Origin of the sequence: Pseudomonas sp. StFLB209 (assembly GCF_000829415.1) — a bacterium.
Classification (GTDB): domain Bacteria; phylum Pseudomonadota; class Gammaproteobacteria; order Pseudomonadales; family Pseudomonadaceae; genus Aquipseudomonas.
Genome location: NZ_AP014637.1, coordinates 2,296,123 through 2,317,496, shown reverse-complemented (window position 1 = coordinate 2,317,496; position 21,374 = coordinate 2,296,123). Strand labels below are relative to the sequence as shown.

Genomic DNA, 21,374 nt, shown 5'->3' with positions numbered 1-21,374 from the left:
GTGACGCAGATCAACAATGTGAACATTTGTTAAATAGAAAAAATACTTCACATTATCAGCTCACTGATCCACTATCAGATTCACATTTCAGAACAATTAAGCCGTCTGTTGGCATGAGGGCATCTCTAAAAACGTAGGCGAGGCAGCCAGCGCAAGGCGAAAACCGGCGAGAAAGCGCAGTTTACGGATTGTAAATGAGCATTTTGAGCCGGTTTTCAACGCAGCGATGGCAACGCAGGTAGTTTTTAGAGGCGCTCGTGATGTGCAGCGGCGACGACCGAGGATGACAGCAATGACTCAATCGAATGTCGGTGTGATCGGCCTGGGCGCCATGGGTCTGGGCATTGCCCGCTCGCTGCTGCGCAATGGCTTCAAGGTGCATGCCTGTGACGTGCGCAGTGAAGTGGTTCAGGCTTTTGCCAACGAAGGTGGTGTCGCTGCCGCCTCGCCTGCTGCACTGGCTGGCGCCTGCGACATCATCATCACCGTGGTGGTCAACGCCGAGCAGACCGAAACCGTGCTGTTCGGTGACAACGGTGCCGTCGCTGCTCTGCGCCCCGGCAGTCTGGTGATCGGTTGCGCCACGGTCGCCCCGACCTTCGCCGTCGAGCTGGGCCAGCGCTTGGCCGATCAGGGCCTGCTGTACCTCGACGCGCCCATCTCCGGTGGCGCCGCCAAGGCCGCTGCCGGGCAAATGACCATGATGACCTCCGCCCCGGCCGACGCCTACGCCAAGGCCGAAGCCGTGCTGGCCGGCATGGCTGGCAAGGTTTACCGCCTCGGTGACGTCCATGGCCTGGGCTCGAAGGTCAAGATCATCAACCAGTTGCTGGCCGGTGTGCATATCGCCGCCAGCGCCGAAGCCATGGCCCTGGGCCTGCGCGAAGGCGTGGATGCCGATGCCCTGTACGAAGTGATCACCAACAGCGCCGGTAACTCGTGGATGTTCGAAAACCGCGTGCCGCACATCCTCAACGCTGACTACACGCCGCTGTCGGCGGTGGACATTTTCGTCAAGGACCTGGGCCTGGTGCTGGATACCGCCCGCACCAGCAAGTTCCCGCTGCCGCTGTCGGCCACCGCGCACCAGATGTTCATGCAGGCCTCCAGTGCCGGCTTTGGCCGTGAAGACGACTCGGCAGTGATCAAAATTTTCCCTGGCATCGAACTGCCAAAAGCCAAAGGGGAGCAATGATCATGACGGTTACTTCCCGCCCGCTGCTCGGTTGCATCGCTGATGACTTCACCGGCGCCACGGACCTGGCCAACATGCTGGTACGCGGCGGCATGCGCACCGTACAGAGCATCGGCATCCCCAGCGCCGAAGTGGCTGCCGGCCTTGATGCCGACGCCATTGTCATCGCGCTGAAGTCGCGCACCACCCCGGCCGCCGAGGCGGTGGATGAATCCCTCGCCGCGCTGGAGTGGCTGCGCGAGCGTGGCTGCGAGCAGATCTTCTTCAAATACTGCTCGACCTTCGACTCCACTGCCGCCGGTAACATCGGCCAGGTCAGCGAAGCACTGCTGGCCAGACTGGGCGGTGACTTCAGCATCGCCTGCCCGGCGTTTCCGGAAAACGGCCGGACCATTTTCCGTGGCCACCTGTTTGTCCAGGACCAGTTGCTCAGCGAGTCGGGGATGCAGAATCACCCGCTGACACCGATGGGCGACGCCAACCTGGTGCGCGTGCTGCAAGCACAAACCAAGGGCAAAGTCGGTCTGCTGCGCTATGACACCGTGGCCAAGGGCAGCGACGCGGTGCGTGCGCGCATTGCCGAGCTGCGCGCCGAGGGCGTGAGCATGGCGATTGCCGATGCCGTGTCCGATGCCGACCTCTACACCCTGGGTGCAGCCTGTGCCGACCTGCCGCTGCTGACCGGCGGTTCCGGCCTGGCGCTGGGCCTGCCGGGCAACTTCCGCAAGGCCGGCAAGCTGCGCGACATCGACGCGGCCCAGAGCATTGCCATCGAAGGCGGTGAAGTGGTACTGGCCGGCAGTGCTTCGCTGGCCACCAATGGTCAGGTGCTGGCCTGGCTGGAAGCCGGTCGCCCGGCGCTGCGCATCGACCCGCTGGCGCTGGCCGCCGGTCAACCGGTGGTCGGGCAGGCGCTGGCCTTTGCCCGTGACGCCGGCCAGACCGTACTGATCTACGCCACCAGCACCCCGGACGAAGTCAAAGCGGTGCAGGAAAAACTCGGTGCCGAGCGTGCCGGTGCCATGGTTGAAGAGGCGCTGGGGCAGATCGCCAAGGGTCTGTTCGACGCGGGCGTGCGACGCTTTGTGGTCGCTGGCGGCGAGACCTCCGGCTCGGTGGTTCAGGCGCTGGGCGTGCAACTGCTGAAAATCGGCGCCCAGATCGACCCCGGTGTACCGGCGACAGTCAGCGACGGTGAACAGCCGCTGGCCCTGGCCCTCAAGTCGGGCAACTTCGGCGCCCGCGACTTCTTCGCCAAAGCCCTCAAGCAATTGGCAGGAGCGGTCTGATGAGCAATGAAAAAGCCCTGCGCGAAGAAATCTGCGACGTGGGCCGCCTGCTGTATGGCCGTGGCTACACCGTCGGCAGCGCCGGCAATATCAGCGCCCGGCTCGACGACGGCTGGCTGATCACCCCGACTGATGCCTGCCTGGGCCGCATGCAGCCGGACGACATCGCCAAGGTCAACCTGGCCGGTGAATGGGTCTCCGGCAGCAAGCCTTCCAAGACCCTGGCCCTGCACCGCCAGGTGTATGACCGCAATCCAGAGGTCGGCGGCGTGGTGCATACCCACTCCACCCATCTGGTGGCGTTGACCCTGGCCGGGGTGTGGCACGAAGACGACATTCTGCCGCCGCTGACGCCCTACCAGGTGATGAAGGTCGGCCATATTCCGCTGATCGGCTACCAACGCCCCGGCTCGCCGATCGTCGCCGAGCGCGTCGCGCAACTGGCCAACAGCGTGCGCGGCGTGATGCTCGAACGGCTCGGCCCGGTGATCTGGGAAAGCTCGGTAGCCAAGGCCTGCTACGCCCTGGAAGAACTCGAAGAGACCGCCCGTTTGTGGCTGATGAGCAATCCCAAACCCGCTCCACTGCCGGAGCAGGCGCTCGAAGAGCTGCATCAGGTCTTCGGCGCCAAGTGGTAACCCCCGTTCCACATCCCGGCGCCGCCTTGCGGCGCCCTGCCAGCCCCGGCACTGCCGGACAACAATAAAAACAGGATGAAAGCATGACTCCATTAATGCTGATGCTAATCGCCGGTGCCGGTATCGCACTGCTGCTGTTTCTGGTCCTCAAGTACAAACTCCAGCCCTTCGTAGCCCTGATGCTGGTCAGCATCATCGTCGCGCTGGTAGCCGGGGTTAAGCCCGCCGATCTGGTTGCCACCATTGAGGGCGGTATGGGCAAGACCCTGGGGCATATCGCGATCATCATCGCCCTGGGCGCAATGATCGGGCGCATCATTGAGTTGTCAGGCGGTGCCGAGGCGCTGGCCAAAACGCTGATCGAACGCTTCGGCAACCGGCGCACACCGCTGGCCCTGACCGTCGCGGGCTTCATCGTCGGCATTCCGGTGTTCTTTGAGGTCGGGGTGATCATCCTCATGCCGCTGGCCTATGGCGTGGCGCGTACCGCACGCAAACCGCTGCTGATCTTCGCCCTGCCGATGTGCGCAGCATTGCTCGCGGTGCACGCCTTCCTGCCGCCGCATCCGGGTGCTGTTGCCGCTGCCAGCCAACTGGGCGCCGATCTGGGTCGGGTATTGCTGCTGGGTATTCCGCTGGTGGCGGTGGTTTGCGCGGTGGGTTACTTCATTGCCGGGCGCATGACCCGCAAGACCTACCCGATGACCGATGACATCCGGGCCGAGGTCTACGGCCCGCACGTGACCAACGCCGATCTGCAAGCCTGGGCGCGCAACGACTACTCCACGGTACGTGAAGTGGTGCAGGACAAAGAGTTCGGCGCCGAAGCCAGCGCCAGCAGCCTGGCCAAGAGCCTGCCAGCCGCACCGGCACCGGGTTTCGGGATGATCATCGCGCTGATCCTGCTGCCGATCGTGCTGATTCTGCTCGGCACCCTGGCCACCACCATGCTGCCGGTCGGTTCGACCCTGCGCGACATCCTGACCGTACTCGGCGCGCCGCTGGTGGCGCTGCTGATCGACACCCTGCTGTGTGCCTGGCTGCTCGGCTCGCGCCGTGGCTGGAGCCGCTCGCAGGTCTCTGATGTGATCGGCTCGGCGCTGCCGGGCGTGGCCATGGTGATCCTGATCGCCGGTGCTGGCGGCGTGTTCGGCAAGGTGCTGGTCGACACCGGTATCGGTGCGGTCGTTTCCGAAGCGCTGCGTCACACCGGCCTGCCGGTTCTGGCGCTGGGCTTTATCCTGACCATGCTGCTGCGTGCAGTACAGGGCTCGACCACCGTGGCGCTGGTCACCACCGCCGGTATTCTCAGCCCGCTGATTGCCACCCTGGACCTGTCGGCCAACCAGCTCGCGCTGCTGTGCCTGGCCATGGGCGGTGGCGGCCTGGCGATGTCGCACATCAACGACGCCGGTTACTGGATGTTCACCAAACTGGCCGGCCTGAACGTGGCCGACGGCTTGCGTACCTGGACTGTGCTGGTCACCCTGCTGGGCACCTTGGGGTTTGTATTCACCCTGCTGCTGTGGCCTTTTGTCTGACGCTTTGAAGACCGGAGTTAATATGCCTCGTTTCGCCGCCAACCTCAGCATGCTGTACCCGCAGCATGACTTCCTGGACCGCTTCGCTGCCGCTGCCGCCGACGGCTTTGCGGCGGTCGAGTATCTGTTCCCGTATGACTACAGCCCTCAGGAGTTGAAGCAGCGTCTTGATGACAACGCTCTGGTACAGGCGCTGTTCAACGCCCCACCGGGCGACTGGGCGGCGGGCGAGCGTGGCATCGCCAGCCTGCCGGGCCGTGAACAAGAATTCCGGGGCGGTATCGCCAAGGCGCTGGAATATGCACAAGTGCTGGGCAATGACCGCATCCACGTGATGGCCGGTCTGCTGCCCAGCGAAGAGCTGCGCGCCAGGCATCAGGCGGTGTATCTGGAGAATCTGGCCTATGCCGCTGCCCAGGCAAAGCCCTTGGGTATCACGGTGCTGATTGAACCGATCAACACCCGTGACATGCCGGGTTTCTTTCTCAATCGTCAGGACCAGGCGCAAGCCATCGTGCAGCAGGTCGGTGCCGACAATCTCAAGGTGCAGTTCGATTGCTACCACTGCCAGATCGTCGAAGGCGACCTGACCGCCAAACTGCGCCGCGACTTTGCCGGGATCGGCCATATCCAGATCGCTGGCGTGCCGGACCGTCACGAACCGGACCTGGGCGAGCTGAACTACGCGCACCTGTTCGAGGTGATCGACCAGTTGGGCTATACCGGCTGGATCGGCTGCGAGTACCGCCCCAAAGGCGATACCAGCGAAGGCCTGGAGTGGCTGCGCCGCCTGTAGGAGCGAGCCCGCTCGCGAAAGAGCCTGTCCAGGCGCAACATATCCAGCGCCTGGCAGGTAGCCTTCGCGACCAAGGTCGCTCCCACCGATGATCGACCAAATGACTATGCCGACTGGATTGGCTGCATAACCGATGTATGGTCTGGTTTATTCGTCTTCCGGCTGGTCGAACTGGTCCTTGATGTAGCGGATTTCAGTCCGGCCATGCGGCGCGGGCTGGCCGTCTTCGCCGAGGTTGACGAAGACCATCTTCTCGACGGTCAGGATGCTCTTGCGGGTGATCTTGTTACGCACCTGGCAACGCAGGGTGATCGAGGTGCGGCCAAACTCGGTAGCGGTAATCCCCAGCTCGATGATGTCGCCCTGGCGCGAGGCGCTGACGAAGTTGATCTCCGAGATGTACTTGGTCACCACCCGCTGGTTACCCAGTTGCACGATGGCGTAGATCGCGGCCTCTTCGTCGATCCAGCGCAGCAGGCTGCCGCCAAACAGCGTGCCGTTAGGGTTGAGGTCTTCGGGTTTCACCCACTTGCGGGTATGGAAGTTCATGGTCTCTCCTGAGTGACTGCCGATGGATGGCCCCATCATGGCATATAAAACCTTGGGAACCATCGCAAGCACGGCTATACTGCCACCCGTTTTCAAACGGTCATCAACGCTTGATACCGTTCCCGCCACCTGTCCGAGGGGCGCTGCAGCAGGTTTACCCTGTCAGGCTCGGATGGGGCGTTGCTCGCCAGCCTCCGGCTGCGGGCTTTATAGGTGTAAACCTGAACGCACAACGGCGCCCATTCATACTTTATGGAATGGAGTCTCTTCAATGAGCGCTGCAAACACGCCCGCAGATTTCAACGACTACAAGGTTGCCGACTTCTCCCTGGCCGCCTGGGGCCGTCGCGAAACCATCATTGCCGAATCGGAAATGCCTGCCCTGATGGGCCTGCGCCGCAAATACGCCGGTGAGCAACCGCTCAAGGGCGCGAAAATCATCGGCTGTATCCACATGACCATTCAGACTGCCGTGCTGATCGAAACCCTGGTTGCCCTGGGTGCCGAAGTACGCTGGTCGTCGTGCAACATCTTCTCGACCCAGGACCAGGCCGCTGCCGCCATCGCTGCTGCCGGTATTCCTGTGTTCGCCTGGAAAGGCGAGACCGAAGAAGAGTACGAGTGGTGCATCGAGCAGACCATCCTCAAGGACGGTCAGCCTTGGGACGCCAACATGATTCTGGACGACGGCGGCGACCTGACCGAAATCCTGCACAAGAAGTACCCGCAGATGCTCGAACGCATCCACGGCGTTACCGAAGAAACCACCACCGGCGTTCACCGCCTGCAAGAGATGCTGGCCAAAGGCGAGCTGAAGATCCCGGCCATCAACGTCAACGACTCGGTGACCAAGAGCAAGAACGACAACAAGTACGGTTGCCGTCACAGCCTCAACGACGCCATCAAGCGCGGCACCGACCACCTGCTGTCGGGCAAGCAAGCGCTGGTCATCGGCTACGGTGACGTGGGCAAGGGCTCGGCCCAGTCGCTGCGTCAGGAAGGCATGATCGTCAAGGTCACCGAAGTTGACCCGATCTGCGCCATGCAGGCATGCATGGACGGTTTCGAAGTGGTTTCGCCGTACATCAACGGTGAAAACGACGGCACCGAAGCCAGCGTCGACAAAGCCCTGCTGGGCAAGATCGACCTGATCGTGACCACCACCGGCAACGTCAACGTCTGCGACGCCGGCATGCTCAAGGCCCTGAAAAAGCGCGCCGTGGTGTGCAACATCGGTCACTTCGATAACGAAATCGACACGGCTTTCACCCGCAAGAACTGGGCGTGGGAAGAGGTCAAGCCACAGGTACACAAGATCCACCGTACCGGCCCGGGCAGCTTTGACCCGCATAACGACGACTATCTGATCCTGCTGGCCGAAGGCCGTCTGGTGAACCTGGGCAACGCCACCGGTCACCCGAGCCGCATCATGGACGGTTCGTTCGCCAACCAGGTGCTGGCGCAGATCTTCCTGTTCGAACAGAAGTACGCCGACCTGTCGGCCGAGCAGAAAGCCCAGCGTCTGACCGTTGAAGTACTGCCGAAAAAACTCGACGAAGAAGTTGCCCTGGAAATGGTCCGTGGCTTCGGCGGCGTAGTGACCAAACTGACCAAGACTCAGGCCGACTACATCGGCGTGACCGTCGAAGGCCCGTTCAAGCCAGACACTTACCGCTACTGATCAACGTCTGCCCTGTGGTGAAAATCCTGTAGGAGCGAGCTTGCTCGCGAAAGCAATCGACCAGGCGCAACATATGTTGTGCCTGGCATGGCCTCTTCGCGACCAAGGTCGCTCCTACCGGGGCAGCGATCAAGTTTCTGCGCGTTATCGCGGATATGTCCGCATCAATATGAGACCGGCCAGATGAGCCAAGAACGCCGCTACAGCTTCGAGTTCTTTCCGACCAAGACCGATGCTGGCCATGAAAAGCTGCTGAATGTTGCCCACCAACTGGCAGCCTACAATCCCGACTTTTTCTCCTGCACCTACGGTGCGGGCGGTTCGACCCGTGACCGCACGCTCAATACCGTGCTGCAGCTCGAAAACGAAGTCAAAGTTCCTGCCGCACCGCACCTGTCGTGCGTCGGCGACACCAAGACCGAACTGCGTGAGCTGTTGACGCAGTACAAGAACGCCGGCGTCAAACGCATCGTTGCCCTGCGCGGTGACCTGCCTTCGGGCATGGGCATGGCCAGCGGTGAGCTGCGCTACGCCAGCGACCTGGTGAGCTTCATTCGTGAAGAAACCGGCGACCACTTCCATATCGAAGTCGCCGCCTACCCGGAGATGCACCCGCAAGCGCGTAACTTCGACGACGACATCGCGCACTTCGTGACCAAGGTCAAGGCCGGTGCCGACAGCGCGATCACTCAGTATTTCTTCAGTGCCGACTGCTACTTCTACTTCATGGAGCGCGTGCAGAAGCTGGGTGTGGATATTCCCGTAGTGCCCGGCATCATGCCGATCACCAACTACAGCAAGCTGGCGCGCTTCTCGGACGCCTGCGGTGCGGAAATCCCGCGCTGGGTCCGCAAGCAACTGGAAGCCTACAGTGACGATACGGCGAGCATCCAGGCGTTTGGCGAGCAGGTCGTGACCGAGATGAGCGAACGCCTGCTGCAGGGCGGCGCACCTGGGTTGCACTTCTACACGCTGAATCAGGCAGAACCGAGTCTGGCGATCTGGAACAATCTGAAGCTGCCTCGCTGAAAGCGCTGCGCGACGACCGTTCGGAACGTCGACAGCCTTTGATGGCCCTGAGGCATTGCTTCGGGGCCGTTCTCCTGATAAAAACCGTCATACAGCCGGACAGCCGTGCAGAACACCGATTCTGATATACTCCGGCCTTCCCGCCAGGCTTACGCCCGGACGCTGGGTCTTGCAATAGGCATCTCGATCGCGCCGATGCAGTCACGAGATGGATTTCTGACCCCGCAGCACCGGACGGGATCGCGTCCCGACAAGCTCCTGAAAATCTACAGCACACATACGCTGCAGGTTCAGGCAGCCTGAACGCCATTCCGCCAGGCATGATCATTCCAGAGCACAAGCTCCAAACCAGAACAGGATTTCTCATGTCCTTTGCTTCCCTCGGTCTCTCCGAGGCTCTAGTCCGCGCTGTCGAAGCGGCGGGCTACACCCAGCCTACTCCCGTGCAACAGCGGGCGATTCCCGCCGTGTTGCAAGGCCGCGATCTGATGGTCGCCGCCCAGACAGGTACTGGTAAGACCGGTGGTTTCGCCCTCCCGATCCTGGAGCGGCTGTTCCCCAACGGTCATCCGGACAAATCCCAGCGTCATGGCCCGCGCCAGCCGCGCGTACTGGTCCTGACCCCGACCCGCGAACTGGCCGCCCAGGTGCATGACAGCTTCAAGCTGTATGCCCGCGACCTGAAGTTCGTCAGCGCCTGCATTTTCGGCGGCGTAGGCATGAACCCGCAGGTCCAGGCCCTGGCCAAGGGCGTTGACGTGCTGGTCGCCTGCCCGGGCCGCCTGCTCGACCTGGCCGGCCAAGGCAGCGTCGACCTGTCCCACGTTGAAATCCTGGTCCTCGACGAAGCCGACCGCATGCTCGACATGGGCTTCGTCCATGACGTCAAGAAGGTCTTGGCCCGTCTGCCGGCCAAGCGCCAGAACCTGCTGTTCTCGGCAACCTTCTCCAATGACATCGTGTCGCTGGCCGGCAAGTTGCTGCACGACCCGGAGCGCATCGAAGTCACTCCGCCGAACACCACGGTCGAGCGCATCGAGCAGCGCGTCTTCCGCCTGCCATCGAGCCACAAGCGTGCGCTGCTGGCCCACCTGATCACTCAGGGTGCCTGGGAGCAGGTGCTGGTGTTCACCCGCACCAAGCACGGCGCCAACCGTCTGGCCGAGTACCTGACCAAACACGGTCTGAGCGCTGTGCCAATTCACGGCAACAAGAGCCAGAACGCCCGTACCAAAGCCCTGGCCGACTTCAAGGCCGGCGAAGTACGGATCATGGTTGCCACCGATATCGCCGCCCGCGGCCTGGACATCGACCAGTTGCCACATGTGGTCAACTTCGAACTGCCCAACGTCGACGAAGACTACGTGCACCGTATCGGCCGCACCGGCCGTGCGGGCCGCACCGGTGAGGCGATCTCGCTGGTGGCGCCAGACGAAGAGAAGCTGCTCAAGAGCATCGAGCGCATGACCCGGCAGAAGATCCCTGACGGTGACCTGCAAGGTTTCGACATCAACGCCGTAGAGGCCGAGAAGCCGGAAGTGCGCGAGCCGCGCCAGCCACGTAACCCGCGCAATGCTCGCGGCGAAGGCGGCGAGAAGTCCGAGAAGGGCAGCGGCGGCCGTCGTGACAAAGGCAAGGACAAAGGCCGCGAGAAAGACAAGGCCAAAGACAGCGCAGCGGCGCCGGCCGGTGAGCGTCCGGCCCGCAAGCCACGCGAGAAAAAGCCTCGCGAAGGCACTGGCCGTGACGGTGGTGGCCGTGAGCAACAGCCACAACGCGCCAGCACACCGCCACGTCCGCCGGCCAACCGTGATCCGGAAGAGTTTCTCGATGACGATGTAGACAACTTTGGCAACCGCGCCGACTACGTCAGCCCTTACCAGGGTAAGCCTGGCCAGGGTCGTGGCCGTCGCCCGGCCGGTCAGGGTGCCAGCAACGGTGCTGCTCGCCCGCATGGTCAAGGCCCGGCTCAGCCGCGCAGTAATGGCGGTGCACGCAACGCCAATGGCGGTTCAGGCCAGGGCAAGCGCACTGGCGGCGGTGCAGCACGCAGTGGTGCGCCACGCGGCCAGTCCCGTGATCGTCGCCCACTGCGCGAAGAGCCTGCCGTGCGTCCCCAGGAGCGTCAGCCCCCGCAACCCAAGATCATGCACAAGGAGTCGAAGATTGATCGCTTCCCGACGCCAGAAATGCTCGATCAGTTGCCAAGCCGCCCACGCGGTGAAAAACCCGCGCTGCTGACTCGCAACCGCGAAGACTGAGCGCCGGATGCAAAAACGCCGACCCCAGGGTCGGCGTTTTTTTGTCTGCGCTCCATGGCTGCGTGATGCAGCCATGGTGTTGGCGGCGCGACGAATTACTTCTTCTGTACACCTTCAACAGTGATGTCCAGATCCAGAGTCTGAGAGCTCGGGCCTGGGCCTTTGATGCCGAAGTCGTTCAGGTTCAGCGTCGAGGTGCCGTTGAAGCCTGCGCGGTAGCCGCCCCATGGATCCTTGCCTTCGCCGTTGAAGGTTGCCTTGATCACGATCGGCTTGGTGACGCCGTGCAGAGTCAGGTCGCCCGTCACGTCAGCAGTCTTCTCGCCAGTGGATTTAACGCTGGTCGAAACGAACTTGGCTTCCGGGTATTTGCCGGCATCCAGGAAATCCTTGCTGAGGATGTGCTTGTCACGCTCGGCATGGTTGGTGAACAGGCTGGCGGTTTTCAGATCGACCGAGATCTTGCTCGCTTCCGGCTTGGCAGCATCAAAACTGAACTCGCCATCGAAGTCCTTGAACGTACCGTAGATGTAGCTGTAGCCCAGGTGGCTGATCTTGAAGTTGACGAAGGCGTGCTGGCCTTCCTTGTCGATCTTGTAATCAGCGGCCATGGCCTGGCCAGCGGTGAACAGTGCGGTACCCAGGGCCAGAGCGGCGAGAGACTTCTTCAACATGCTGTATTCCCTTTTTGGTTGAACTATCAATTACGACCCAGCATACGCTTGAGGGTCACATCACGATCAATGAAGTGGTGTTTCAAAGCAGCCAGGCCATGAAGCACCGCGAAGATCACGATGGCCCAGGCCAGGTAAAAGTGGATCTGTCCTGCCGTTTCAGCCTGCTGCGGCAGTCCGCTGATCAGTGCTGGTACTTCAAACAGGCCGAATACCGGAATGCCCACACCGTCGGCGGTGGAGATCAGGTAGCCGGCGGTCATTACCGCAAACAACGCGACATACAAAAACAGATGGCCGAACGCCGCGCCAATGCGGGTCAACCTACTGTAGCTGGTCAGTGGTGGCGGCGGCGGGCTGACAAAGCGCCAGATCACCCGAACCAGCATGGCGGCGAACAGGACCAGACCGATGCTCTTGTGCAGGTCAGGCCCGGCCTTGCGCCAGCTGTCGTAGTAATCCAGCCCCATCATCCACAGCCCCAGGCCAAACAGGCCGAACACCGTCAGCGCCACACCCCAGTGCAGCACCCGGCTGACCAGACCGTATCGAGAAGATGAGTTACGTAGCTGCATTGCCTAATACCCTGTAAGACGTGTGATCAGACTAGCGATTTATCTATCGAAAAAAAGCGCAAAAAATTGCTCTGATGAATCGATAAACACGATCAATCCACCGGTCTTTTCATCGTGCGATTCAGACCATGGGATAACCCGCCGGTTCGCAGAGGGCCTGCAAACCGGGCATAACAGAGCATCAGCGATAAGAGATTAGGACGATATTAAGCAATGACAACTGGCCATCTGCTGGCGATGAACGGTAGCCGATGGCTATCTGGCCGATGGATCGGTTCAGCGCAAGTCGGGATGGCTGATGTTATTGCCCGCAGGCGCGGCCGGGCGGCGATCCGCTTTAGCCGGGAAGCCTTCGCGGCTGAAGCCGCTCCTACAGGCCATCGCGGCGCCATTGGCGCGGGCTGACGCCGAACCAGCGACGGAAAGCGCGGGAGAAGGCGCTGGTTTCTGAATAACCGAGCAGCGGCGCCAGGTCGGAGATCGGCAACTGATGCTGGCTCAGGTAATGGGTGGCCAGTTCACGGCGCAGTGTGTCGACCACGCTCGAGAAACTCAGATTCTGTTCGCGCAGCCGCCTTTGCAGCGACCAACTGGTCATGCCCATCTGCTCGGCGACATCATCGAGCACCGGCTCACCAATCAGCAACTGCTGGCGAACGCGCTCGCGTACGTCGTCGGCAACCTCCAGCTCGCCGCGCAGGCTCAGGCGGCTGAGCTGGTTAAGCGAGTCCTGCATGACCAGCAGCAACACCGGATCACCCTGAGGCATGGCCCGCTGCAGGCCGCGCTTGGGGATTACCAGCGAGTTGCAAGGCTGCTCGAAGTACACCGGCGCATCGAACACCTTACAGTGCTCGTGCCAGTGCTCAGGGCGCGGGTGCTCGAAATGCACGGCACGCGGCGCCCACTGATTGCCCATTACATGGCGAACCAGATTCAGCGCCATGCCCAAGGTCAATTCGGCGTCCTGGCGGCGGCACAGAATCGCGCCGTGGCGCACTTGATAATCGAAGCGGTAGCACTCGCCCTCGTCCACCAGACGAATCAGGCTGTTGCGCTGGTGCAGCGGAAAGGCCCGGGCAAAGTTGATCAGCGCCTGCTCGACCGTAGCCGAGCACAGCCCGATATACCCCAGCAGCCCAAGCGCCTGGGGTTTGAATTGCTGGCCGTAGTACAGGCCGAAGTTATCGCAGCCAGACTGGCGTGATGCCTCTTCCAGCACCTGGCAATAATTGGGCAGCGCCAGGCTCAGGGTTGGATGGCTCAGTGCTTCAGGGTCGATACCCGACATACCGAGGATCCGATCCGGGTCACCGCCGTGCTTTTCGATAAAGCTGCACAAGCCGCTGGCGGCCGCAGCCAGCACGCCAGCGTTGCCCTGCCCGCCGCTGAGCAATGTCATTGCTGCCGGATGATCGGGCTGGCTGAGGATAGATCCCATCATCGCCTCCTTCGTGACAATTCATTTCAGAAAGCAAGAACCACGCCGCCATCTGTTCGCGGCTAAAACCGCTCTAAACCGGCGTTTTCAACATCTGCTCGGGTTACTTGCAGAAACGAACGCCCCAAAACGGGTCATCAGGAAACAACCGCACCCGAACCGCGCAGCCGATTTGACTCTGCACGACACCGCCGACGCATACCCTGAAAACTTGACCCTGGACGACAGCCAGCCAAGCTCAAGGTCAAGTCGAGAACATGAAAGCGACTCATGATTGGCCCAGACCTGTCTGAACTGCCCGTTCGTACAACAACAAAAAGCCGCATCGGAGAATTCGCATGATCTACGCCAAACCCGGTACACCAAGCGCCGTTATCACGCTCAAGCCGCGCTATGCCAATTACATTGGTGGTGAATTCACCGCGCCATTGGGCGGCCAGTACTTCAGCAACACCAGCCCGGTAGACGGCTCGCTGATTGGTGAGTTTCCACGCTCCGACAGCGCCGATATCAACAAGGCGCTGGATGCCGCCCACGCCGCAGCCCAAGCCTGGGGCAAGACCTCGGTACAGGACCGCTCGCTGATCCTGCTCAAGATCGCCGACCGCATCGAGGCCAACCTTGAACAACTGGCCGTGGCCGAGACCTGGGACAACGGCAAGGCGGTGCGCGAAACCCTCAATGCCGATGTGCCGCTGGCCGCTGACCACTTTCGCTACTTCGCCGGCTGCATCCGCGCCCAGGAAGGCAGCAGCGCCGAAATCAACGAGCACACCGCCGCCTACCATTTCCATGAACCGCTGGGCGTGGTCGGCCAGATCATCCCGTGGAACTTCCCGCTGCTGATGGCCGCCTGGAAACTCGCCCCGGCGTTGGCCGCAGGCAATTGCGTGGTGCTCAAACCGGCCGAACAAACCCCGTTGTCGATCACCGTGTTCGCCGAACTGGTCGGTGACCTGCTGCCACCCGGTGTGCTGAACATCGTTCAGGGCTATGGCCGGGAAGCCGGCGAAGCCCTGGCCACCAGCACCCGCATCGCCAAGATCGCCTTCACCGGTTCGACTCCGGTGGGCTCGCACATCATGAAATGCGCGGCCACCAATATCATCCCGAGCACCGTGGAGCTGGGCGGCAAGTCGCCGAACATCTTCTTCGAAGACATCATGAATGCAGAACCTGCGTTCATCGAAAAAGCCGCCGAAGGCCTGGTGCTGGCGTTCTTCAATCAGGGTGAAGTCTGTACCTGCCCTTCCCGCGCCCTGGTGCAGGAGTCGATCTTCGAACCGTTCATGGAACAGGTGCTGAAGAAGATCAAAGCCATCAAGCGCGGCAACCCGCTGGACACCGACACCATGGTCGGCGCCCAGGCCTCGCAGCAACAGTACGACAAGATCCTTGGCTATCTGGACATCGCCCAACAGGAAGGTGCCGAGCTGCTCGCAGGCGGCGCGGTCGAGAAGCTGGAGGGTGACCTGGCCAGCGGTTATTACATCCAGCCGACCCTGCTCAAGGGCAGCAACAGCATGCGCGTGTTCCAGGAAGAGATTTTCGGCCCGGTGGTCGGCGTGACCACCTTCAAGGACGAAGCCGAAGCCCTGGCGATTGCCAACGACACCGAGTTCGGTCTCGGCGCCGGGGTCTGGACCCGCGATATCAATCGCGCCTACCGCATGGGCCGGGGCATCAAGGCCGGCCGCGTGTGGACCAACTGCTATCACCTGTACCCGGCGCATGCTGCATTTGGCGGCTATAAAAAGTCCGGGGTCGGGCGTGAAACCCACAAGATGATGCTCGACCACTACCAGCAGACCAAAAACCTGCTGATCAGCTACGACATCAACCCGCTGGGGTTCTTTTGATCTGCCACAAGCCCAACACGACAACGCCCCGCCGCCGGACGGCGGGTGCGTGAAGGAGTTCTGACATGTCCAAAGAAACCCTCTCCACACCGCCCTCGCACGGCGGTGTGGAAACCGAAGCCGTCAGTGCCGACTATTTCGCCAACCGCCAGCTCAAGCAAGGTGCGGCCGGCTGGGTGCTGCTGATCGGCCTGGGCGTTGCCTATGTGATTTCCGGCGACTATGCCGGCTGGAACTTCGGCCTGGCCCAAGGGGGCTGGGGCGGTATGTTCATCGCCACCTTGCTGATGGCAACCATGTACCTGTGCATGTGCTTCTCGCTGGCCGAGTTGTCCTCGATGATCCCCACCGCCGGTGGCGGCTACGGTTTTACCCGCACGGCATTCGGCCCTTGGGGCGGGTTTCTGACCGGCACTGCAATCCTCATCGAGTACGCCATCGCCCCGGCCGCCATTGCTTGCTTTATCGGCGCTTATTGCGAGTCGCTGTTCGGCATCGGCGGCTGGGTGATCTACCTGGTGTTCTATGTGGTGTTCATCGGCATTCACATTCTCGGTGCCGGTGAAGCCCTGAAGCTGATGTTCGCCATCACCGCCGTGGCGGCCATCGCCCTGGCGGTGTACATCATCGCAATGGTCCCGCACTTCCAGCTCGCCAACCTGTTCGACATTCCGGCCACCGAGGCCAAGGGCGCGAGCAGCTTCCTGCCGTTCGGCTATATCGGTATCTGGGCCGCCCTGCCCTATGCCATCTGGTTCTTCCTGGCGGTAGAAGGGGTGCCACTGGCCGCCGAAGAAACCAAGGATCCCAAGCGTGATCTGCCGCGCGGACTGATCGGCGCCATGCTGGTGCTGCTGGCCTTCGCCGGGTTGATCCTGCTGGTCGGCCCTGGCGCAGCCGGCGCCCAGGCGCTGGTGGCCTCCGGCAACCCGCTGGTCGAATCGCTGGTCAAGGTCTATGGCGGCTCGACCTGGATGAGCCAGTTCGTCAACCTGGTCGGCCTGGCCGGTCTGATCGCCAGCTTCTTCTCGATCATCTATGCCTACTCGCGGCAGATCTTTGCCTTGTCTCGTGCAGGCTACCTGCCACGCGGGCTGTCGCTGACCAACCGCAACAAAGCGCCGGTCATGGCCCTGATCGTACCGGGCATCATCGGTTTTGGCCTGTCGCTGAGCGGCCAGGGCGACCTGCTGATTCTGGTCGCGGTTTTCGGCGCCACGCTGTCGTATGTACTGATGATGGCCGCCCACATCACCTTGCGCGTTCGCCGTCCTGACATGCCGCGGCCGTACCGTACCCCTGGCGGCATACTGACTTCGGGCGTGGCTCTGGTGCTGGCAGCAGTGGCGCTGGTGGCGGGCTTCCTGGTTGATCCACGGGTCGTGATCGGCGCGGCCGTCATCTACGCTCTGTTGATTGCCTACTTCGCCCTGTACAGCCGCCACCATCTGGTGTCAGGCACCCCGGAAGAAGAGTTCGCGGCGATTCAGGCGGCCGAACAGTCACTGCGTTAACCCCTTGCAGCGGCCGCTGAAAAGCGGCCGCCACAGGAGAAATGATTCATGGCCGGATTTACCCACACCATCGCCCACATGACCTGGCACTTCGACAGCCTGCGCGAGCTGCTGGCCAAGGCCAGCCCGGCCCGTTCCGGAGACTATCTGGCTGAAGTCGCGGCGCAGAATGACGCCGAACGCGCCGCAGCGCAGATGGCCCTGGCCGATGTGCCACTCAAGCACTTCTTGCAGGAAGTGGTGATCCCTTACGAGCGCGACGAAGTGACCCGGCTGATCATCGACAGCCACGACGCGTTGGCCTTTGCCCCGGTCAGCCATCTGACCGTTGGCGGGCTGCGCGACTGGCTGCTCAGCGAACAGGCTAACGAAACCAGCCTCAAAGCCCTGGCGCCGGGCCTGACTCCGGAAATGGCCGCTGCGGTGTCGAAGATCATGCGCATCCAGGACCTGGTGCTGGTCGCGCAAAAAACCCGTGTCGAAACCCGCTTTCGCAACACCCAGGGCCTGCGCGGCCGGATGTCTACCCGCCTGCAGCCCAACCACCCCACCGACGATCCGGCCGGCATTGCCGCGAGCATCGTCGACGGCCTGCTGTACGGCAACGGCGACGCCATGATTGGCATCAACCCGGCCACCGACAGCATGAGCTCGATCTGCACCTTGCTGGAGATGCTCGACGCAATCATCCAGCGCTACCAGATTCCCACCCAGTCTTGCGTGCTGACCCACGTCACCAGCTCGATCGCCGCCATCGAGCGCGGCGCGCCGCTGGACCTGGTGTTCCAGTCCATCGCCGGCACCGAAGCGGCCAACGCCAGCTTCGGGGTCAGCCTGAAGATTCTCCAGGAAGGCTACGAGGCCGGCTTGAGCCTCAAGCGCGGCACTCTGGGCAACAACCTGATGTACTTCGAAACCGGCCAGGGCAGTGCGTTGTCGGCCAACGCCCACCACGGCGTCGACCAGCAGACCTGCGAGACCCGCGCCTATGGTGTGGCGCGGCATTTCAATCCGTTTCTGGTCAACACCGTGGTCGGCTTCATCGGCCCGGAGTACCTGTACAACGGCAAGCAGATCATCCGCGCCGGGCTGGAAGACCACTTCTGCGGCAAGCTGCTGGGCGTGCCCATGGGCTGTGACATCTGCTACACCAACCATGCCGAGGCCGATCAGGACGATATGGACGTGCTGCTGACCCTGCTGGGCGCAGCGGGGATCAACTTCATCATGGGGATTCCAGGCTCTGATGACGTGATGCTCAACTACCAGACCACCTCGTTCCACGATGCGTTGTATGCACGCAAAGTGCTGGGCCTGCACGCCGCGCCGGAGTTCGAGGCGTGGCTGGCGCGCATGGGCATCTTCCAGCAACAGGGCGGACAATTGCGCATGGGCGACGAACTGCCGCCAGCGTTTCGCCAGGCCCTGGCACAACTGGCTTGAGAGGTCGCCATGTCTGATAAATCCCCCGCCACTGCCAATCCCTGGCAGCAACTGCGCCAGTTGACCCCGGCGCGCATTGCCCTGGGCCGGGCCGGCACCAGCCTGCCCACTGCCGCGCAACTGGACTTCCAGTTCGCCCACGCCCAGGCCCGTGACGCGGTGCATCTGCCTTTCGATCACGCCGGGCTGAGCGCCGAACTGCAACAACGCCAGCTCGAAACTCTGCTGGTGCACAGCGCCGCCGCCGACCGCCACACCTACCTGCAGCGCCCGGACCTGGGGCGGCGCCTGAACGAAGAGTCGGCTGCCGCGCTGGACGAATATGCCGCGCAACAAGGCACAGGCTATGACCTGGCGATCGTGATCGCCGATGGTTTGTCGTCCCTGGCTGTGCAACGCCATAGCCTGCCATTTCTTGAACGCCTGTTGGAGACAGTGCGGGAGGAAGGCTGGTCGCTGGCGCCCATCACGCTGGTGCAACAGGGCCGGGTCGCAGTGGCCGACGAAGTGGGCCAGCGCCTGGGCGCGAAGATGAGCGTGATTCTGATCGGCGAACGACCGGGGCTCAGCTCACCGGACAGCCTGGGGCTTTACTTCACCTGGGGGCCTAAGGTCGGCCTGAACGACGCTTACCGCAACTGCATCTCCAATGTCCGGCTCGAAGGCCTGAGCTACGGCATGGCCGCCTTCCGCCTGATGTACCTGATGCGCGAGGCGTGCCGGCGGCAGTTGTCGGGGGTGGACCTCAAAGACGAAGCCCAAGTCCCGACGCTGGATAACAGCGGGCCGGGGAATTTTCTGCTGAGCGATGGCAGCCCGGAGACTTTTTAAAGCAGTACTGCCCACTTAGGTACTGTATGCCCCGGTGGAGCGAGCTCTGCTCGCGAAGAGGCCAGTGAAAACACTACATCTGCTGTGACTTTACCGGCCTCTTCGCGACCAAGGTCGCTCCTACAAAGGCATGCAGTGCTTATCTGAGCAGTATTGTCTTTAACCGTGATCCTTACTCAAGTATCTGGCGTATCCCCCACAACAGCACAAAGTGCGCAGGGTAGATGGCATAGGCCCAACGACGCATCGGCCAGACCTTGAAGCCGGGCTTGCTGCCCAGCACGGCCAGCCCCGCCAATGGCGCCAACAGGCACACCAGCAAGGCACCGATCGATACCGGATCACCCCAGCCGATCCCGGCAAGCATGTCTTGCCAGGCGTTGGCGATCACACACAGTACGGCCGGAAACAGCGCCAGCCATTTGGGCCGCTGCAAGACCATCAGCATCACCAGCGGCAGCATCACTCCGGCGAAGCCGAACATCAGGTGTTGCTGCAACAACGCCCCCAGCAGTACAGCAGCGAAAGCCATCGAGCGGGTCGCAACCATACGCTGGCGCCAGCCCTGGGCAACCAACAGTCCCAGCAACAGGGTCGGCATGACGTTAAAGGTCTGGGCGTCGGGCATGAACAGCCGGTACGGCAGTTCGGACAGTGCGCTGAAGGCAACCATCCAGCCCAAATAACGCCAGCGCACTCGCGGACCGATTTCGGCGGCGCTGCGCCGCGCCAGATTGGCCGCAATGGCCAGGCAGAACCAGGCAAACGCCAGCCGCCCCGGTACGTAAAGCACATCCAGCGCCAGCCCCACGTAGCGCAAATGGTCGAGCAACATGCTCAACATCGCCAGCCATTTGAGCAAATCCAGCGCGCGGTCTCGTTTGGGCAGAAATGGCGGGTTGGAAAGATCCATGAGTCTCTCTAATGTATGACCATCCATGAAAACAGGTGCCCGGCCCGCTCAAAAGGCAGGCCAACACGGCCCCTTCGCATAATAAGGAACCGCCATGACCGACCAGAGCCAACAGTTCGCCAGTGACAACTATTCCGGTATCTGCCCTGAAGCCTGGGCAGCCATGGAACAGGCGAACCAGGGACATCAACGCGCTTATGGCGACGATCAATGGACGGCACGCGCCGCCGATGGTTTCCGCCGTCTGTTCGAAACCGACTGCGAAGTGTTCTTCGCCTTCAACGGCACCGCAGCCAACTCCCTGGCGCTCTCGGCACTGTGCCAGAGTTACCACAGCGTGATCTGTTCGGAAACCGCCCACGTTGAAACAGACGAATGCGGCGCACCGGAGTTTTTCTCCAATGGCTCGAAATTGCTGGTCGCCCCGACTACCGCGGGCAAGCTGACCCCTGAGGCCATCCGCGAGATCGCCCTCAAGCGCCAGGATATCCACTACCCCAAGCCGCGCGTGGTGACCATTACCCAGGCCACGGAAATCGGCACGGTCTATCAACCCGAAGAGCTCAAGGCGATCAGCGCCACCTGCAAAGAACTCAACCTGCACCTGCATATGGATGGCGCACGCTTCTCCAACGCCTGCGCGCATCTGGGCTGCACGCCGGCGGAGCTGACCTGGAAAGCAGGCGTGGATGTGCTGTGTTTTGGCGGCACCAAAAACGGCATGGCGGTCGGTGAGGCGATTCTGTTTTTCAACCGCGAGCTGGCAGAAGACTTTGACTACCGTTGCAAGCAGGCGGGGCAACTGGCGTCGAAAATGCGCTATCTGTCGGCGCCGTGGGTCGGGCTGCTGGAAAACGACGCCTGGTTGCGCCACGCCGCGCACGCGAACCAGTGCGCGCAGTTACTGGCGGAACTGGTCAAGGATGTACCTGGGGTCGAACTGATGTTTCCGGTGCAGGCCAACGGCGTATTCCTGCAGCTCTCTGAGCCGGCGATTGCCGCACTGACCGGTCTGGGCTGGCGCTTCTATACCTTCATCGGCAAAGGCGGCGCACGCTTCATGTGCTCGTGGGACACCGAGCAGGATCGCGTTCGCCAACTGGCGGCGGACATCCGCCGGGTGATGCAGGCTGCTTGAGCCTGCT

The 21,374-nt window shown here is 62.0% G+C and carries 18 protein-coding genes and 1 riboswitch; of the genes, 13 read left to right on the top strand and 5 right to left on the bottom strand.

Annotation, left to right across the window (positions count from 1 at the left end; translation table 11 throughout):
- Positions 1-226 precede the first annotated feature (226 nt).
- The 5 genes from ltnD to otnI all read left to right on the top strand — a co-directional run bounded on the left by ltnD (position 227) and on the right by otnI (position 5,459).
- Positions 227-1,195, top strand: a complete 969-nt coding sequence (gene ltnD, locus PSCI_RS10680) for an L-threonate dehydrogenase (protein WP_269451204.1) — start codon at positions 227-229, stop codon at positions 1,193-1,195.
- Between the two features lie 2 nt (positions 1,196-1,197).
- A complete protein-coding gene (gene otnK / locus PSCI_RS10675; RefSeq protein WP_045494120.1) occupies positions 1,198-2,484 on the top strand; it encodes a 3-oxo-tetronate kinase in 1,287 nt (428 codons plus the stop codon).
- Complete coding sequence (gene otnC, locus PSCI_RS10670; RefSeq protein WP_045486206.1) at positions 2,484-3,122, top strand: 3-oxo-tetronate 4-phosphate decarboxylase; 639 nt, start codon at positions 2,484-2,486, stop codon at positions 3,120-3,122. The genes otnK and otnC overlap by 1 nt, the downstream gene beginning before the upstream one ends.
- An 83-nt stretch (positions 3,123-3,205) precedes the next feature.
- Positions 3,206-4,663: a GntT/GntP/DsdX family permease gene (locus PSCI_RS10665; protein WP_045486204.1), complete on the top strand. Its 1,458-nt coding sequence runs from the start codon at positions 3,206-3,208 to the stop codon at positions 4,661-4,663.
- A gap of 22 nt (positions 4,664-4,685) precedes the next feature.
- Entirely contained in the window at positions 4,686-5,459 is a 774-nt protein-coding gene (gene otnI / locus PSCI_RS10660) for a 2-oxo-tetronate isomerase (RefSeq protein WP_045486202.1), read from the top strand.
- Positions 5,460-5,606: 147 nt separating this feature from the next.
- Here otnI and PSCI_RS10655 read toward each other — a convergent pair whose 3' ends face one another.
- Positions 5,607-6,008 carry an acyl-CoA thioesterase gene (locus tag PSCI_RS10655; RefSeq protein ID WP_045486199.1) on the bottom strand — a complete coding sequence of 134 codons (402 nt, stop codon included), beginning with the start codon at positions 6,006-6,008 and terminating at the stop codon, positions 5,607-5,609.
- Positions 6,009-6,137: 129 nt separating this feature from the next.
- Positions 6,138-6,256: riboswitch (S-adenosyl-L-homocysteine riboswitch) on the top strand.
- Positions 6,257-6,279: 23 nt separating this feature from the next.
- Between PSCI_RS10655 and ahcY the strand changes: the two genes are divergently transcribed.
- The 3 genes from ahcY (at position 6,280) to PSCI_RS10640 (ending at position 10,979) form a co-directional block, all read left to right on the top strand.
- Complete coding sequence (ahcY, locus tag PSCI_RS10650) at positions 6,280-7,689, top strand: adenosylhomocysteinase (protein ID WP_045486196.1); 1,410 nt, start codon at positions 6,280-6,282, stop codon at positions 7,687-7,689.
- 183 nt (positions 7,690-7,872) lie between these two features.
- Entirely contained in the window at positions 7,873-8,718 is an 846-nt protein-coding gene (gene metF, locus PSCI_RS10645) for a methylenetetrahydrofolate reductase [NAD(P)H] (RefSeq protein ID WP_045486193.1), read from the top strand.
- A gap of 365 nt (positions 8,719-9,083) precedes the next feature.
- Positions 9,084-10,979 carry a DEAD/DEAH box helicase gene (locus tag PSCI_RS10640; RefSeq protein WP_045486191.1) on the top strand — a complete coding sequence of 632 codons (1,896 nt, stop codon included), beginning with the start codon at positions 9,084-9,086 and terminating at the stop codon, positions 10,977-10,979.
- 95 nt (positions 10,980-11,074) lie between these two features.
- Here PSCI_RS10640 and PSCI_RS10635 read toward each other — a convergent pair whose 3' ends face one another.
- From PSCI_RS10635 to qhpR, 3 genes are all read right to left on the bottom strand, one after another.
- Positions 11,075-11,653 (bottom strand): YceI family protein, encoded by a 579-nt coding sequence (locus tag PSCI_RS10635; protein WP_045486189.1) that lies wholly within the window; start codon positions 11,651-11,653, stop codon positions 11,075-11,077.
- A gap of 26 nt (positions 11,654-11,679) precedes the next feature.
- A complete protein-coding gene (locus PSCI_RS10630; protein WP_045486187.1) occupies positions 11,680-12,228 on the bottom strand; it encodes a cytochrome b in 549 nt (182 codons plus the stop codon).
- A 370-nt stretch (positions 12,229-12,598) separates the two neighbouring features.
- Positions 12,599-13,669, bottom strand: coding sequence for an AraC-like transcriptional regulator QhpR (gene qhpR / locus PSCI_RS10625; RefSeq protein WP_045486185.1), 1,071 nt, complete (start codon positions 13,667-13,669; stop codon positions 12,599-12,601).
- Between the two features lie 338 nt (positions 13,670-14,007).
- On the opposite strand from qhpR, the gene exaC reads away from it, so the two are divergent.
- The 4 genes from exaC to eutC all read left to right on the top strand — a co-directional run bounded on the left by exaC (position 14,008) and on the right by eutC (position 19,316).
- Positions 14,008-15,528: an acetaldehyde dehydrogenase ExaC gene (gene exaC, locus PSCI_RS10620; protein WP_045486183.1), complete on the top strand. Its 1,521-nt coding sequence runs from the start codon at positions 14,008-14,010 to the stop codon at positions 15,526-15,528.
- A 65-nt stretch (positions 15,529-15,593) separates the two neighbouring features.
- Positions 15,594-17,042, top strand: coding sequence for an ethanolamine permease (eat, locus tag PSCI_RS10615; RefSeq protein WP_045486181.1), 1,449 nt, complete (start codon positions 15,594-15,596; stop codon positions 17,040-17,042).
- 48 nt (positions 17,043-17,090) lie between these two features.
- Positions 17,091-18,485 (top strand): ethanolamine ammonia-lyase subunit EutB, encoded by a 1,395-nt coding sequence (locus PSCI_RS10610; protein ID WP_045486179.1) that lies wholly within the window; start codon positions 17,091-17,093, stop codon positions 18,483-18,485.
- 9 nt (positions 18,486-18,494) lie between these two features.
- Positions 18,495-19,316 carry an ethanolamine ammonia-lyase subunit EutC gene (gene eutC, locus PSCI_RS10605; protein ID WP_045486177.1) on the top strand — a complete coding sequence of 274 codons (822 nt, stop codon included), beginning with the start codon at positions 18,495-18,497 and terminating at the stop codon, positions 19,314-19,316.
- 172 nt (positions 19,317-19,488) lie between these two features.
- Here the strand turns inward: eutC and PSCI_RS10600 are convergent, their stop codons facing one another.
- Entirely contained in the window at positions 19,489-20,229 is a 741-nt protein-coding gene (locus PSCI_RS10600) for a TraX family protein (RefSeq protein WP_045486175.1), read from the bottom strand.
- A gap of 94 nt (positions 20,230-20,323) precedes the next feature.
- Here PSCI_RS10600 and PSCI_RS10595 point away from each other — a divergent pair, with 94 nt between their 5' ends.
- A complete protein-coding gene (locus PSCI_RS10595) occupies positions 20,324-21,367 on the top strand; it encodes a threonine aldolase family protein (RefSeq protein WP_045486173.1) in 1,044 nt (347 codons plus the stop codon).
- The last annotated feature ends 7 nt before the right edge of the window (positions 21,368-21,374 follow it).